This window comes from Streptomyces sp. SP17BM10, from assembly GCF_036322405.1.
Taxonomy (GTDB): Bacteria; Actinomycetota; Actinomycetes; order Streptomycetales; family Streptomycetaceae; genus Kitasatospora.
This window is the reverse complement of record NZ_JAQYXB010000637.1, coordinates 149528-163951: the sequence shown is the minus strand read 5'-3', so window position 1 is coordinate 163951 and position 14424 is coordinate 149528. Positions and strand designations below refer to the sequence as shown.

14 protein-coding genes are annotated in these 14424 nt (G+C 74.9%); 4 read left to right on the top strand and 10 right to left on the bottom strand.

Annotated features, from left to right (window positions below; genetic code table 11):
* The gene (locus PUR71_RS27835; protein WP_329929883.1) at window positions 1-2934 is read left to right on the top strand and encodes an ABC transporter permease; all 2934 of its coding nucleotides are present in this window, start codon (window positions 1-3) and stop codon (window positions 2932-2934) included.
* A 173-nt stretch (window positions 2935-3107) separates the two neighbouring features.
* On the opposite strand, the gene PUR71_RS27830 is transcribed toward PUR71_RS27835, so the two are convergent.
* Both PUR71_RS27830 and PUR71_RS27825 read right to left on the bottom strand, forming a co-directional pair.
* The gene (locus PUR71_RS27830; protein WP_329929882.1) at window positions 3108-3806 is read right to left on the bottom strand and encodes a hypothetical protein; all 699 of its coding nucleotides are present in this window, start codon (window positions 3804-3806) and stop codon (window positions 3108-3110) included.
* Between the two features lie 203 nt (window positions 3807-4009).
* The gene (locus tag PUR71_RS27825; protein WP_329929881.1) at window positions 4010-7600 is read right to left on the bottom strand and encodes a hydantoinase B/oxoprolinase family protein; all 3591 of its coding nucleotides are present in this window, start codon (window positions 7598-7600) and stop codon (window positions 4010-4012) included.
* A gap of 116 nt (window positions 7601-7716) precedes the next feature.
* On the opposite strand from PUR71_RS27825, the gene PUR71_RS27820 reads away from it, so the two are divergent.
* Entirely contained in the window at window positions 7717-8874 is a 1158-nt protein-coding gene (locus PUR71_RS27820) for an NAD(P) transhydrogenase subunit alpha (protein WP_329929880.1), read from the top strand.
* On the opposite strand, the gene PUR71_RS27815 is transcribed toward PUR71_RS27820, so the two are convergent.
* Together PUR71_RS27815 and PUR71_RS27810 are read right to left on the bottom strand one after the other, a co-directional pair.
* Complete coding sequence (locus PUR71_RS27815) at window positions 8839-9480, bottom strand: hypothetical protein (RefSeq protein WP_329929879.1); 642 nt, start codon at window positions 9478-9480, stop codon at window positions 8839-8841. The genes PUR71_RS27820 and PUR71_RS27815 overlap by 36 nt on opposite strands.
* Window positions 9481-9535: 55 nt before the next feature.
* The gene (locus tag PUR71_RS27810; protein WP_329929878.1) at window positions 9536-9853 is read right to left on the bottom strand and encodes a hypothetical protein; all 318 of its coding nucleotides are present in this window, start codon (window positions 9851-9853) and stop codon (window positions 9536-9538) included.
* On the opposite strand from PUR71_RS27810, the gene PUR71_RS41360 reads away from it, so the two are divergent.
* Window positions 9816-10136 (top strand): hypothetical protein, encoded by a 321-nt coding sequence (locus tag PUR71_RS41360; RefSeq protein ID WP_443077596.1) that lies wholly within the window; start codon window positions 9816-9818, stop codon window positions 10134-10136. The genes PUR71_RS27810 and PUR71_RS41360 overlap by 38 nt on opposite strands.
* Before the next feature lie 102 nt (window positions 10137-10238).
* Here PUR71_RS41360 and PUR71_RS27805 read toward each other — a convergent pair whose 3' ends face one another.
* From PUR71_RS27805 to PUR71_RS27780, 6 genes are all read right to left on the bottom strand, one after another.
* The gene (locus PUR71_RS27805; protein ID WP_329929877.1) at window positions 10239-10673 is read right to left on the bottom strand and encodes a universal stress protein; all 435 of its coding nucleotides are present in this window, start codon (window positions 10671-10673) and stop codon (window positions 10239-10241) included.
* A 38-nt stretch (window positions 10674-10711) separates the two neighbouring features.
* Window positions 10712-10909 (bottom strand): hypothetical protein, encoded by a 198-nt coding sequence (locus PUR71_RS27800; RefSeq protein WP_329929876.1) that lies wholly within the window; start codon window positions 10907-10909, stop codon window positions 10712-10714.
* A 30-nt stretch (window positions 10910-10939) separates the two neighbouring features.
* Window positions 10940-11473, bottom strand: coding sequence for a flavodoxin family protein (locus PUR71_RS27795; RefSeq protein WP_329929875.1), 534 nt, complete (start codon window positions 11471-11473; stop codon window positions 10940-10942).
* Between the two features lie 91 nt (window positions 11474-11564).
* Window positions 11565-12410 (bottom strand): universal stress protein, encoded by an 846-nt coding sequence (locus PUR71_RS27790; protein ID WP_329929874.1) that lies wholly within the window; start codon window positions 12408-12410, stop codon window positions 11565-11567.
* The gene (locus tag PUR71_RS27785) at window positions 12407-13315 is read right to left on the bottom strand and encodes a universal stress protein (RefSeq protein WP_329929873.1); all 909 of its coding nucleotides are present in this window, start codon (window positions 13313-13315) and stop codon (window positions 12407-12409) included. Before PUR71_RS27785 ends, PUR71_RS27790 begins: the two co-directional genes overlap by 4 nt.
* A gap of 60 nt (window positions 13316-13375) precedes the next feature.
* Entirely contained in the window at window positions 13376-13606 is a 231-nt protein-coding gene (locus PUR71_RS27780; protein WP_329929872.1) for a DUF1918 domain-containing protein, read from the bottom strand.
* 188 nt (window positions 13607-13794) lie between these two features.
* On the opposite strand from PUR71_RS27780, the gene PUR71_RS27775 reads away from it, so the two are divergent.
* Window positions 13795-14412, top strand: coding sequence for an Rv1733c family protein (locus PUR71_RS27775; RefSeq protein ID WP_329929871.1), 618 nt, complete (start codon window positions 13795-13797; stop codon window positions 14410-14412).
* Window positions 14413-14424: the final 12 nt, after the last annotated feature.

The following is a 14424-nucleotide window of genomic DNA, read 5'->3' as shown; positions in this document are numbered from 1 at the left end:
GTGTACCCGAATCTCCTGGTGCCGGTGCTGGGTTCGCTCTCCGTGGCCCTGCTCGCCCTCCTGCTGATCGCCGTGCGCCAGCCGGTGGTACGCCGCCTGGCGCTGCGCCAGGTCGCCCGTCGCCGCACCGAGGCGGCCCTGGTCGTCACCGGCTCCGTCCTGGGCACGGCCATCATCGTCGGAGCGCTCGTCGTCGGCGACACCCTCGCCTTCTCGGTGCGGCAGCAGGCCTACCAGACGCTCGGCCCGGTCGACGAACGGGTCGTCGCCACCGGTGCCGCCGGCCCGGCCGCGGCGGACCGGCTGAAGCCGCTCGCCGCCGATCCGGCGGTCGACGGCGTGCTCACCGCCCAGGTGGCCCAGGCGTCCGCCGCGAACCCCGGCGGCCCCCGGCCAGTCGCCGAACCGCGGGTGCTCGCGTGGCAGATGGACCTGGGCGAGGCCGGCCACTTCGGCAAGCCCGGCGGAAGGTCGGGCCTGAACGGACCTACCCCGGGGCCGGGCCAGGTGGTGCTCAACGAACCCCTCGCCCGCTCGCTCCGGGTGGGCAGCGGGCAGACGATCACGCTCTACCTGTACGGGCGGCCCGCCGACTACCGCGTGGAGCGCGTGGTGCCCCAGCAGGGACTGGCCGGAGCGGGCCTCGGTGGCCATACGAACCGCGACGCGTTCCTGCCGCCGGGTGCCCTGGACGCGGCGGCCGCCGCTGCGGGCGCGCAACCCGTGTCGGTGACGATGGTCTCGAACCGGGGCGGTGTGCAGAGCGGCGAGAAGCTCACCGACCCCGTCACCGAGAAGATCCGCACCGCCCTCGGCCCCGACGCGGCGCGCACGGTGGTCGACACGCCCAAGCACACCGTGCTCCAGGAGGCACGGCGGACCGGAGACTCCCTCGGGGCCCTGTTCCTCATGATCGGAAGCTTCAGCATCATCGCCGGCGCACTGCTGCTGGTGAACATCTTCGTGATGCTCGCCGAGGAGCGGAAGCCGCAGCTGGGCATGCTCAGGGCGGTCGGCCTCAAGCGCTCGCGGCTGGTCGGCTCCTTCACCCTGGAGGGTGCCGTCTACGCCCTCGCCGCCGTGATCCCCGGGGTGGCGGTCGGCGTCGGCGTGGGCTGGGGCGTCGCGCTGATCGCCGCCAGGATCTTCCGCGGCTGGTCGGCGGACGGCGGCGGACTCTCCATCGCCTTCGCCGTCACCCCCACCAGCCTGCTGAACGGCGCCGCGATGGGGCTGGTCATCGCCCTGGCCGCGATCGCCGTCACCAGCGCCCGGATCAGCCGCTTCAACGTCATCGCCGCGATCCGCGAACAGCCGGCAGGAGCCGGCCGCGGGCCCAGGCGGCGGCTCCTGGTGCTCTCCGGTGCGCTGGCCGCGCTGTGCGCGGCGGCCGCCGTCCCGGCCGTCGCCCGCAGCCAGGCGGAACAGGCCTACCTGCTGCCCGCGCTGGCCGTCGCGTTCGCAGTGCCGCCGGCCCTGCGCAGATGGCCGCGCCGCGCGGTCGTCAGCGCCGCCGCGGGCCTCGTCCTCGTCTGGTCCCTGACCGCGAGCGTGGCGCGCCCGCGCGTGTTCGACACGCCCTCGATGGCCGTCTACGTCATCCTCGGCAGCCTCGCCGCCTTCTCCTCGGTGGTTCTGGTCAGTGAGAACCAGCAGGTCCTGTTGCGGCCGCTGCGCCGGGTCATGGCACGCCCCACCCAGCAGGGGCTCGCCCTTCGACTCGCCGCCGCCTACCCGTTGTCCAAGCGCTTCCGCACCGGCTCGACCCTCGTGATGTACACCCTCATCGCGTTGGTCCTGGTCCTGCTCACGGAGATCTCCGGCATGGTGAACGCGAGCGTCGGCCAGGCCACCAGGGACGCCACCGCCGGCTACACCCTGCGGCTCGACTACAACCCGCAGGCGGGTGCGGCCGACCCGCTCGCGGCCCTGCGCACCGACCCGCTCGCGAACCAGGTCGCCGCGTTCACACCGCTGCTCGGCGCGCGCGGGCAGGCCACCGACCCCGGGCACCGCAGTACACGGCCACTGGACGCGGCGGTCGTCGGTGTGCCGGACGGTGGCCTCACGAGCATCGCGTTCCGGGACCGGCTGCCGGGCCTCCCGGACGACCGGGCCGTCTGGCAGGCGCTCGCCGGCAACTCCGAATACGTCGTCGTGGACGGGGTCTTCGGTTCCACGGGCGGCCCGCCGGGCAAGTTCTTCGCCCCCGGAGACACGCTCACGCTCACCGACCCCGGCACGGGGCGGTCCGAGCAGAAGGTGATCGCCGGCATCCTGAAGAGCGGGATCGCGTTCTACCCCGCCGACGGGAACAGTGCCACCAGCTACCCGCTCATCGCCGGCGACCGGGCCGTCGCCCAGCAGTTCGGGGCCGACGCACGGACCACCAGTGCCCTGGTCCGCACAGCGCCGGGAGCCTCCCCGGAGGCGGTGGCCGGCCGCCTCCAGGGTGAGCACCTCTCGGCCGGACTGGTGGCGACCCCGATCGCCGCCGACGTGCACCGCCTGTTCGCGGCCAACACCGCCTTCTTCCGGCTGATGCAGGGTTTCCTCGCCCTCGGTCTGCTGATCGGGATCACCGGCCTCGGCGTCGTCATGGTCCGGGCGGTGCGGGAGCGCCGGCGCACCATCGGCGTGCTGCGCGCGCTGGGCTGCCAGGCCCGGACGGTGGAGCGCTCGTTCCTGTGGGAGAGCGGTTTCGTCGCGCTGGAGGGCGTCGTGCTGGGCAGCGTCCTGGGAGTGCTCACCACCTGGCTGATGTACCAGAAGAGTTCCGCGTTCACCGGCCTCGACGGCGGCTTCCCGATCGAGTGGTGGTCCATCCTCGCCCTGGTCGCCACCACCCTGCTGGCCTCCCTGGTGGCCGCCCTCGGCCCGGCCCGGCACGCGGCCCGGATCAGGCCGGCGCTCGCCGTGCGCGTCTCCGACTGACACCGACGACGTTCGTGGTGACGCTGCCGGCGGGTCCGGCCCACCGACTGACCGACGTCCCGACTGCCCTCGCGGGACTTGCCGGCCCGCCCGGCGTCACCACGCGCGGCCGGGTCCGCGCTCACCGGCCGTCGAACGACCTCGCGATCCGCGGGTGGTCGACGCCGCTCGGTTCACTGCAGGATGTTGATCGCACGGGCGATCACCAGGGTGGCCACGATGAGCGAGGCCGTGGCCTCCGCCATCATCAGCAGTTTGGCCCACCGCCTGATCGCCGAGACGTCGGTGGGGCTGAACGCGGTCGCGGTCCAGAAGGCCAGCGACAGGTAGTCGGCGAAGTGTGGCACCCAGTCGGCCGGTGTGTGGGCGCTGTGCTGCATCTCGGGGAAGACGAACGCCGCCTTCGCGGAGGGCGTGTGGGCGCGGGCGGCGGCGCCGCCGCGGTCCAGGTCCCAGTACCAGAGCGCGAAGGCGATCACGTTCGTCACCCAGGTCACTCCGCCGGTGGCCAGCAGGCCGGTGGCGTTGTCGGCGAACAGCTTGTTGTTGGTGAGGATGTCCACCACCAGTCGGACGCCGGCGTACAGGTTCGACACGGTGACGAAGGCGATCAGGGCCTCGGTGACCACGCGCAGCCAGGCCCTCTGACGGTCGATCCGCCCCGGGTCGCCGGTGATCAGTACCGCCAGCAGCGTGAACATGACCGTCGGGACCACCCATACGGGGGTCGGCCGGTACGCCGTGGGAAGCGCCACGTGGAGCAGGGCGGCAGTTGCGATCGCCGTCGCCACCGGCCACCAGTGCTCGCCGCGCGCGGCGGCCGGATCGGCGGTCACCGGCGGCGGACCGGCCGGGCCTGGGCTTGGTCGCATGCCTCATTGTGACCTCGAACGCCCGGGCGTGCCGCGTGCCGGGGCCGCCCACGAGGAGCAGATCCGGCCCGATCATCCGGCCTGGCCATCAGGACGCGGCCGCCTCCCGGCACCGCGCAGCGGGTGCGACGTCCCTGGTGACCGCCGGCGCCTGCGCGCGGGCGCCGGCCGCCGTCCTTGACACCTTGTCGGCCGAACGTGCGTCATCCCGGGGACGGAGCGTCTCCGCGCCGTCGGCCGTATCCGCCGCCGCCGGGGGTCAGGATCTCCACCGCGTCCCCGGCCGCGAGGTCGGCGCTGCCGCAGCCGGGGAGGACCTCCACGGTGCCGTCCGCGCGCAGGATCCGGTTGGCGCCGAGGGCACCGGGGGAGCCGCCGGCCAGTCCGTACGGAGGGACGCGGCGGTGGCCGGACAGGATGCTGACCGTCACCGGCTCGCGGAAGCGCAGCCGTCGCAGCGCGCCGTCGCCCCCGTGCCGGCGACCGTCGCCCCCGCTGCCGGGGCGGACGGCGAACTCCTCCACGAGGACGGGCAGACGCCACTCCAGGACCTCGGGATCGGTGAGGCGGGAGTTGGTCATGTGGGTCTGCACGACGTCGGCGCCGTCGAAGCCGGGCCCGGCGCCGGAGCCGGAGGCGATGGTCTCGTAGTACTGCCGTCGCTCGTTGCCGAAGCTGAGGTTGTTCATGGTGCCGGAGCCCTCGGCCTGGACGCCGAGGGCGGCGTAGAGCGCGCCGGTGATGGCCTGCGAGGTCTCGACGTTGCCGGCCGCGACGGCGGCGGGGTACCGGGGCGCGAGCATCGAGCCGGGCGGCACGACGATCCGCAGCGGGCGAAGGCAGCCGTCGTTGAGCGGGATGTCGTCGTCGACGAGGGTGCGGAAGACGTACAGGACGGCGGCGGTGACCACGGCGGAGGGGGCGTTGAGGTTGCCGTCCAGCTGGGGTGAGGTGCCGGTGAAGTCGATGGTGGCACCGCGGTTCTCGCGGTCCACGCGCACGGAGACGGCGATCACGGCGCCGGAGTCGGTCTCGTAGCGGTAGGAGCCGTCGGAGAGGCCGTCGACGGCCCGGCGCACGGCCAGCTCGGCATTGTCCTGGACGTGTCGCATGTAGGCCTGGACGACGTCGAGGCCGAAGTGCTCGATCATCGCGTTGACCTCGTCGACGCCCTTGCGGTTGGCGGCGACCTGGGCGCGCAGGTCGGCCAGGTTGGTGGCCGGGTCGCGCGACGGGTACGGCGCCCCGGTGAGCAGTCGCAGCGTCTCGGCCTCGCGCAGCCGGCCGTCCGCCACCAGCAGCCAGTCGTCGAAGAGCACGCCCTCCTCGTGGATCTCGCGGCTGTCGGCGGGCATCGAGCCGGGGGTGATGCCGCCGATCTCGGCGTGGTGGCCCCTGGAGGCGACGAGGAAGAGCAGGTCGCGCCCGTCCTCCTCGTGCCCGCTCGGGCCGAAGACCGGGGTGACGACGGTGACGTCGGGCAGGTGGGTGCCGCCGTGGTACGGGTCGTTGACGGCGAAGGTGTCGCCGGGGCGGAGGCGTGGGCCGCTCCGACGCAGCACCTCCTTGACGGTGGTGCCCATCGAGCCGAGGTGGACGGGGATGTGCGGGGCGTTGGCGACGAGGTTGCCGTCCGGGTCGAAGAGGGCGCAGGAGAAGTCGAGCCGCTCCTTGATGTTGACCGACTGGGCGGTGGACTCCAGCCGTGCGCCCATCTGTTCGGCGATCGCCATGAAGAGGTTGTTGAAGACCTCCAGCAGGACGGGGTCGGCGGCGGTCGGGACGCGCTCCTCGGTGCGGTCCTGCACCTGTTCGACCAGGAGGTGGCCGGCGGGGGTCACGGTGGCCCGCCAGCCGTCGTCCACGATGGTGGTGGCGTTGGCCTCGGCGATGATCGCAGGTCCGGTGACGGTGTCGTCCGGCCGCATCGACTCGCGCTCCAGCAACGGGACTTCCCGCCAGGCGCCGCCGGTGTACAGCCGAACGGCGGTGGCTCCGGCACCGGCCGCGGGGGGCGGCGTGTCCAGCTCGGGCTGCTCGGTGAGGCCGGTGCCCTCCACCACGAGGGCCTCGACGACGATCGGGCGGTCCATCAAGAAGGAGTACGTGGCGTGGTGCCGATTCTCGAACTCGCTTGCCATGGCGGCGGGTTCGTCCAGGAGTACCGCGATGGCGGTGTCGGTGCGCTCGTAGCGCAGCCGGGCCCGGTGCGTCAGGCGGATGCGCTCGGACGGGACGCCCTGATCCAGCAGCTCCGTGGTGACGGCCGCCGCGAGCTCGTCGGCGAGCTCCTGGACGGCGGTCGTCTCCCCGTGCGCCAGCGGCCGTTCGACGGCGCGCTCGCGCAGGACGGTCGTGTCGGCCAGGCCGATGCCGAGGGCGGAGAGCACGCCGGCCATCGGCGGGACCAGCACGCTCCGGATGCCCAGGGCCTCCGCGACCGCGCACGCGTGCTGGCCGCCGGCGCCGCCGAAGGTCGTCAGGGCGTAGCGGGTGACGTCGTGGCCCTGCTGGACGGAGATGCGCTTGACGGCGTTGGCGATGTTGCCCACGGCGATCCGCAGGAAGCCCTCGGCGACCTCCTCCTCGGACCGGTCGCCCAGTGCCGCCGCCAGCTCGCCGAACCGGCGTCCCGTCACGTCGGCGTCGAGCGGCTGGTCGCCGTCCGGTCCGAAGACGTGCGGGAAGTGCGCGGCCTGGATCCGTCCGAGGAGCAGATTGGCGTCGGTGACGGTGAGCGGTCCGCCGCGCCGGTAGCAGGCCGGGCCCGGGTCGGCGCCGGCCGAGTCCGGTCCGACCCGCAGGCGTTCGCCGTCGAAGCGGAGCACGGAGCCCCCGCCCGCCGCGACGGTGTGGATGGCGAGCATCGGCGCCCGCAGCCGCGCCCCGGCGACCTGGGTGGTCACCACCCGCTCGTACTCGCCCGCGTAGTGCGACACGTCCGTCGACGTGCCGCCCATGTCGAAGCCGATCACCCGCTCGAAGCCCGCCAGTTCGGACATCCGCACCATGCCGACGATGCCGCCGGCCGGACCGGAGAGGATCGCGTCCTTGCCCCGGAAGTGCCCGGCCTCGGCGAGGCCGCCGTTGGACTGCATGAACATCAGCCGGACACCGGCGAGTTCGTCGGCCACCTGCCGGACGTAGCGCCGGAGGCCGGGGGAGAGGTAGGCGTCGATCACGGCGGTGTCCCCGCGCGGCACCAGCTTCATCAGCGGGCTCGCCTCGCTGGACAACGACACCTGGGTGAAGCCGAGTCCTTCGGCGAGGCGCCCGATCTCGCGTTCGTGTGCCGGGTGCAGGTAGCTGTGCAGGCACGCCACGGCGACGGAGCGGAGGCCGTCGCGGAGGCAGCCGCGCAGCTTCTCGGCAAGTGCGTCGAGGTCGGGCGGGCGCAGAACCTCGCCGTCGGCGGTGATCCGCTCGTCCACCTCGACCACCCGGGTGTACAGCGGTTCGGGCAGGACGATCTCGCGGGCGAAGATGTGCGGCCGGTTCTGGTAACCGATCCGCAGCGCGTCCGCGAAGCCCCGGGTGACGACCAGCGCGGTCGGCTCGCCCGTCCGCTCCAGCAGGGCGTTGGTGGCCACCGTGGTGCCCATCCGCACCGAGTCGATCCGGGCGCCGGGCGGAAGCAGGGCCCGGATCCCGGCCATGGCGGGGTCGCGGTGGCGGGCCGGGCCGTGCGAGAGCAGCTTGTGGGTGAGCAGGCGGCCGTCCGGGGCCAGGGCGACGACGTCGGTGAAGGTCCCGCCGCGGTCCACCCAGAACTGCCACCCGCTGGATCGGGCCATGCCCGGCTCCCTCCGCCGTTGCCGCGCGCGGTTGTCCGTGCACGAGTATCCGACCACGCGAAGGGGGCGGGCAAACGGGACATACTGGCCGTGCGGGCCGACCTCGGGAGGACGCGATGGTGATCACGGTGGTGGGAGTGCTCCGGGAGACCGTCCCGGGCGAGCGCCGGGTGGCCCTCGTGCCCGGTCTCGTGCCGGACGTCGGCCGCCTCGGCGCGGCGGTCCTGGTCGAGCCCGGCGCCGGCGCCCGCGCCGGGCACCACGACGCCGACTACCGCGGCGCGGGTGCCGCCGTCGCCGGCCGGGCCGAGCTGCTGCGCCGGTCGGACGTCCTGCTCGGCATCCACCCCCCGGCCGGGGCCCGGGCCCGCGCACTGCGCCCGGGAACGGTGATGGTCGCGATGCTGCGCCCGCAGCGGATCCCGTACGCCGTGCGGGACTGGGCGGCGCGCGACGTCACGGCGATCGGCCTCGACCTGGCCCCGCCCGACCGCTCCGACGCCTACCCGTTGGACGCCGCGGCCTCCCAGGCCAGGGTGGCGGGGTACCGGGCGGTGCTGCTGGCCGCCGCGCGCCTGGACCGCTGCCTGCCGCCCTGGGGCGCGGCGGGCGGGCTGTTCGACCCGGTCGGGGTCCTCGTCGTCGGCGCCGGTCACGCGGGCCTCCAGGCGGCCGACACGGCCCGCCGCCTCGGCGCTCCGGTGCGGGTCGTCGAACTCCGTCGCCGTGAGCGGGCCGCGGCGGCCGTTCTGGGGGTCGAACCGCTCGACCTGCCCGGCCTGCACCCGGTCGCGGACGACCGGGAGCTGTGGGACACGCTGGAGCACGAGCGCTCCGCCTGGGCGGCGGGGCTCGCGGAGGCCGTCTCGCACCACGACCTGGTGATCACCGATCCGGGCCTCCCCGGCCGGATGCCCCCGGTCCTGCTGACGCAGGCGGCGGTGGCGGCGATGCGGCCCGGCTCGGTGCTGGTGGACCTCGCGGCGGGCCCGGACGGAGGGACCGTCGAAGGCGTCGGGCCGGACACGACCACGCTGGTCGGCGACGGGGTGACGGTGATCGGCGCCGGTGAGCTGGCCGCACAGGTGCCCGCCACCGCCTCACGGGCGTACGCCCACAACGCTCTCGCGCTGCTCGCCCGGCTCCTGCCGGGCACGGACCCTGCGACGGATCCGGTCCTCGGCCCGATGCTGGTCACCCACCGGGGCGCAGTGCTCCACGAACCGACCCGACGCCTGCTATCGGAGGCGACCGCCCTCGCCGGCCTGCCGTGAACCCCGGCGCGCGAACAGCCCGGCATGGCGGGCGATGGCCCCGGCGAGGTCGGTGCACTGCTGGTAGCAGCACGACAGCAGCACGAGGTCCGCGGCGTCGACCGGATCCACGTCCTCGCTCCGCACCAGCACCTCGTACAGCAGCCGTTGACGCTGCCCGACCTCGGGCGGCCCGGCCAGCACGTCCGCGACGTCCTCCGGCGCCCCGGACTCCAGGGCGTCGGCCGCCCGCGCGACCACGCCCAGCGCCGCGTGCGCGATCCCGTCCAGCGGAGTGCGCAGGTGCGGGGCGAAGGGTTCCCGTTCCTGCCGCGCCCACGCCGCCTCCAGCAACCGCTGCGCCAGCTGCCCCAGGGCCTCCGCCCCGGTGCCCACGTGGACCCCGGCGACGACCCCGGCCCGCCCGCCGACAGCGCCGGCGGCGTCCTCCTCGATCCGTTCCCGGAGCTCCGCCAGGGCCTTCTCGGCGGCCGGGATCCCGACGGTGTCACCGGCCGGATCCGTGAGCACGGCCGTGGCACCCCGCAGGGCGTCGTGAGCGAGCCGGACCAGGCCGGCCAGCTCGGTGATCAGGGCGCGGTACGCGTCGTGTCCGTCGGAAGGCATCCGTCCACTCCCTTCTGCGGCCCCCCGGACCAGTGTCACCCCCGCCCCCACGAGCTCACAGCTGCGGCAGGTGCAGCGGGCTGCGGGCGTACTCGGCCTCGGCCAGCAGCGCGAGGGACTCCCGGTACTCGGCCGGTTCGATCAGCCCGGTCAGCAGCGACGCCGTGACGAGCCGCTCGGCCTCCTCCCAGGTGACCGCCCGCGGGCCGGCCCCCTCCGGTGGCTCGGCGGTGCCGGGCCGGGGCGGCCGCCACCGCGCCCGTCGAGGACCTGCTGGCCGGCCTGGACCTCGGTGACCTCTTCGCCGGGCGCCGGAGGGCGAGGCGTCGCTGGCCGTGCCGCCGGGCACCCAGCCGGGCACCGTGCTCGGCATCCCCGGCAGCGGCCTGCCGCACTGGGAGGCGGGGGCGGGGCGCACTGGGGCGAGGGGCGACCTGCGTGTGACCGTGGCGGTCCGGATCCCCGCCTGTCCGCAGGCGCAGGAGAGGGAGCTCTACGAGCGGCTGCGCGCCCTGGCCGGGGCGTCCCGGCCGCAGCGGAGCGGGGACGGCCGCCGGCCGGAGGCGGCACCGGCGCCGCACGGGAAGCGGTGGTGGCCTTGGCGGCGCCGCCGTCGTGACGGGCGTCATGACGGTGCGACCGACGCCCGGACCTGACGCGCCGGCACCGGATCCTCGCGGTGGTCGGGAACGGATCACCGGGTGACGGCATCCGATCGGTCCGGTCCGGCCTCGCCCCACCCGTGAGGGAGGCGGGCCCTACCGGCCGCGCACGATCGTCACCGGGCACGGCGCGTGCTGGGCGCAGTACTGGCTGACGGAGCCCAGGAGCGCGCCGGTGAACCCGCCGAGCCCGCGGCTGCCGACGACCAGGAGCGTCACGTCCTCCTCGGCGGCCGCCGTCAGCAGCACCTGGGCCGGGGTGCCTTCCTGCGCACGGGCGGTGATCTCCACCGGCGGGTCCGTTCCCACGGTCCTCTCCAGGCTCTCGGCCAGCACCTTCGCCGCGACGTCCTGGAGGTCGCGCTGACCGTCGGCCGTCACGCTTCCACCCGTTCCGGAGAACGGCGGTTCCCAGGCGAGGACCGCCTCCAGCCGGGCGCCGGTCAGCCAGGCCTGTCGTACGGCCCAGCGCAGGGCCCGCCGGGACTGTTCGGACCCGTCCACACCCACGATGACCGTTCCTCCGGCCATGATGTCGCCTCCTCGGTCCGGGCCGGCGGCCCGGGAGCTCACGTCCACCGCTGCCCCCGGAGCGGATCGGCCGGCCGTTCGTCGGGGGCGAGGACGACGGCCAACCGGATCCCGGGGCCACGGGCCCGGCGCAGCCGGCCCAGCCGGAACGCCACACCACGCTCGTACCAAGGTGGTCTCGCGGTGGCCGACGACCACGTCCGGGTCATCACGTCGCGGACGGTGCGGTGCTGCATGGATCCCCTTGCGGGACGGCTGCGGGTCGTTCAGACCAGGGCCGCGCCCCAGGCGCGGGCGCGGTCGAGTTCGCCCGCGTGCAGCGGGCCGTCGACGCCGTCGACGATGAAGCCCTCGGGCTCGGCGACCATGTCGTAGTGGTGGTGGGAGAGCCGCTGGGCGATGCCCTTGGCGGCGCCGCCGGATCCGGCGGTCGCGCCGCGGGTGTCGAAGGCGGCGGCGTGGGTGCCGGACTCGGTCTCCGGGAGGTGGTGGAACCACGAGCGCAGGCCCGGCCCTCCGGCGCTCTCCCGTGCCTCGGCGGCGGCGTCCTCGTGGCCTTCCTTGTGGCTCTCGGCCGACGCTGCCATGTGACGGCTGACCCCGGAGGACATGCCGCGCATGTGGGTCGGGCCGCCGACCACGAGCAGGTCCGCGGTGCGCGTCACCTCCGCGCCGGCCTCGGTCACCGGGAGGCAGTCGACCCGCGCTGCGGGATCGGCCTGGTGGACGCCCTCGGCGATGGCCTCGGCGATCTCGCGGGTGTTGCCGTACATGCTCTCGTACACGATCACGGTGTGCATGGTCTCCACCTTTCGTCACCACCAGGTTCGCGCCGCGCGGCTGCTCGCGCGCGGGCCGTTCGGCCCGGATCCGGTTCCGGAGGGTCCCCGGTCAGCCGTGCGGGACGACCGCCACCGGGCAACGCGCGTGGTGGATCACGGCGTGGGCCACCGCGCCGAGGCGGGAGCCCAGCGGGTGGTGGCGGGTGCGGCGGCCGAGGACGAGCAGCCGGGCCGTCCCGGCCGCGGCGACGAGGACGGCGGACGCGTTGCCGAGGATCGGCTCGGAGGTCGCGTCCACGTCCGGGTGGCGGGCCCGCCAGGGGTCGACGATCGCGGTGAACCGATCCCGTTCCGCCTCGGAGAAGTCGGTTTCCAGCCCTCCGATCGCGTCGAAGGTCAGGTAGTCGCGGAAGGCGGGGGGCTCCCAGGCGTGGATCACGCGCAGCGGCGCGCCGCGGACGGAGGCGGCCTCGAAGGCGAAGGCCAGCACCTCGTCCGCCGGGTGCGCGAGGTCGAGTCCCACCACGACGGCGGCGTCGCCCTCACCCTCCCCGGCCCGGACGAGCACCACCGGACAGGCCGCTCGGCCCAGCACCTCCTGGCTCACCGAGCCGGTCAGGTAGCCGTGCACGGTGCCCAGTCCCCGCGAACCCAGGACGAGCACCGCGGCGCTGCGCGCCGCCTCCTCCAGCGCCTCGACCGCTTCGGCGCGGACGTGCGCGGAACCGATCGGCACGTCGAGCTCCAGGGCGCGCAACTCGGCTTCCCGGGCCGAGAGTCGTGCCACGCTCCGGAGGTAGGTCTCATCGCTTCCCACCACGTCCCGCCGTGGCCAGGGCCAGGCCTGGAGGAGCGTGAGGGGGCACGCGCGGCGCTGCGCCTCGCGGACCGCCCACTCGGTGGCGGCGAGGCTTTCGGGAGAGCCGTCGAATCCGACGACGACGGGAGGGGTCACTGGTCGCTCCTCGACCTCGGGGCCGGTTCAGTGCGGGGAACGGGCACCGTCACGATCGGACAGTGCGCGCGGTGCAGCAGGCCGTGCGGGACGGAACCGAGCCGCATGCCGGTGAAGCCGCCCCGGCCGCGGCGGCCGACGACGATGGCGAGGGCGTGGTCGGAGGCTGCGCCGAGCTCCTCGACGGGGTGGCCGTGCACCAGCTCGTGGGTCACCGACACGTCGGGGTGGCGCTCGTGGCGTCCGGCGGTGGACTCGAAGAGCAGTCGGCGCAGGGTGTGCTCGGTGGCGAGCTCGTCGAGGTTGCCGACCGGCGGACGCCGCCACACCCAGACGGCCCGCAGGGCGGCCCGGCGTTCGGCGGCGAGGTCGAAGGCGAAGTCGACTGCGCTCTCCGCGGACGGGCTGCCGTCCACGCCGACCACGACGTAGGGCGGGTCCTGGGTGACGTGCTCGGGGTCGCGGACGACCACCACCGGACAGTGGGACTGGGCGCTCACCGGGACGGTCACCGAGTAGGTGCTGAGCGCCTCCTGGGCCCGGTTGAGCCGCCGGGAGCCGAGCACGACCAGTGCCGCGTGGGCGGACTCGCGGCACAGCACCAGCGCCGGCACGTCCTCCTCCACGACCGTGACGATCTCCAGCTCCGGGTGCCGTTCCCGTGCCGTGCCCGCAGCCCGGTCGAGCGCCTCGTCGGCGCGCTGGCGCAGGGCCTTGTGGTAGCGGCCCTCGTCGAACGCCCGGAACTCGCGGAACAGGGGCGGGACGGCGTGCACCAGCCGCAGCGGAAGCCCGCGGCGTTCGGCCTCGTCGGCGGCCCAGACCGCGGTCATCCGGCCGGTGTCGAGCGCGTCGACGCCGAGGACGACGGGACGGCGCGGACCGTCCGAGCTCACGGGTGTCATGGTTTCCTCCTCGGGCCGGGCGGACCCGGCGTCGGCCGGGGTGCTCACGGCGGCGGTCCGTCAGCCGGCGAACAGGTCCGGTCGGGGTCCGCTCGCCCGCTCGTGCTCGTAGTGGTGGATCCGGGCGTCCGGGCCCGGGAAGTACTCGGTGACCCTGTCGTCCTCGGACCACCGCACGTCCCACGGCGGGCTGCCGTCCGGGTGGTGCAGGCCGACGATCTCGCCGTCCCTGCGGGCCGCGCCCGGCCGGGTGCCCTGGACGATGATGCGGTCTCCCAGCGCGGCTTTCATCCTGTTCCTCCCGGGGTCGGTGCGGGCGGGTGTCGGCCCGTAGTCCCATGGGACCACCGACGGCCCGGTCGGGCAGGGGCCGGACGGTCCCGGGGTTGGGGCCCGCCCGGCCCTGGGATCGCCACCCCGCCGGAGGAAGGCTGACGGTACGGGCCCGTAGGCCACCCCGGAGCCCGAGGAGGCGCGCCATGTCCGCCACAGCCACCACGCACCCGCACCCGGCTGCGGGCACGTCCCTGCGGCAGCACCTGCGCCGGGCCACCGGGCGCGACCACAACCCGCTCTGCCGCCCGATCGACCGGGCGTACAGCCGTCTGGTCGCCGGGTTCGCGCTGACCGTGCTCGCGGCCCTCGTCGCGGCGGCGGTCGCGGCGCTCGCGGTGTACCGCGCGGAGGCGGGCACCGCGCACCAGGTCGCCCGCCACCGGCACGTCGTCACCGCCGTCACCACCGGTCCCGCGATCTCGGACGATCCCCGGGCAGGCAGCACGCGGGCCCACGCGCCGGCCCGCTGGACGTACCCGGCCGGGCCGGCCGGCGGCAGCATCCCGGTCCTCGACGGCACCCGCGCCGGAACGGCCGTGCCGGTCGGGCTGAACGACGCCGGGCAGCCGATCCCGGCGCCCAGGAGCGCCGATCTGGTCCTGTCGGACGCCGTCATGGTGGGTCTCACCACCGTCGCCGTACTCGGCCTGACCGCGGAGGGCGGCTACGCGCTGCGCCGCCGCGCACTGGACCGGCGGGCCGCCGCGGGCTGGGAGGACGCCTGGGAGCAGGTGGAGCCGCGCTGGACCGGGCGCCGGTGAGGCCCCGGACGA

Coding starts and splice junctions, on each gene's coding strand:
- PUR71_RS27830 (WP_329929882.1), bottom strand. CDS start 3,806: ATGCGACCAAGCCCAGGCCCGGCCGGTCCGCCGCCGGTGACCGCCGAT.
- PUR71_RS27825 (WP_329929881.1), bottom strand. CDS start 7,600: ATGGCCCGATCCAGCGGGTGGCAGTTCTGGGTGGACCGCGGCGGGACC.
- PUR71_RS27820 (WP_329929880.1), top strand. CDS start 7,717: ATGGTGATCACGGTGGTGGGAGTGCTCCGGGAGACCGTCCCGGGCGAG.
- PUR71_RS27815 (WP_329929879.1), bottom strand. CDS start 9,480: ATGCCTTCCGACGGACACGACGCGTACCGCGCCCTGATCACCGAGCTG.
- PUR71_RS27810 (WP_329929878.1), bottom strand. CDS start 9,853: ATGCCGAGCACGGTGCCCGGCTGGGTGCCCGGCGGCACGGCCAGCGAC.
- PUR71_RS27805 (WP_329929877.1), bottom strand. CDS start 10,673: ATGGCCGGAGGAACGGTCATCGTGGGTGTGGACGGGTCCGAACAGTCC.
- PUR71_RS27800 (WP_329929876.1), bottom strand. CDS start 10,909: ATGCAGCACCGCACCGTCCGCGACGTGATGACCCGGACGTGGTCGTCG.
- PUR71_RS27795 (WP_329929875.1), bottom strand. CDS start 11,473: ATGCACACCGTGATCGTGTACGAGAGCATGTACGGCAACACCCGCGAG.
- PUR71_RS27785 (WP_329929873.1), bottom strand. CDS start 13,315: ATGACACCCGTGAGCTCGGACGGTCCGCGCCGTCCCGTCGTCCTCGGC.
- PUR71_RS27780 (WP_329929872.1), bottom strand. CDS start 13,606: ATGAAAGCCGCGCTGGGAGACCGCATCATCGTCCAGGGCACCCGGCCG.
- PUR71_RS27775 (WP_329929871.1), top strand. CDS start 13,795: ATGTCCGCCACAGCCACCACGCACCCGCACCCGGCTGCGGGCACGTCC.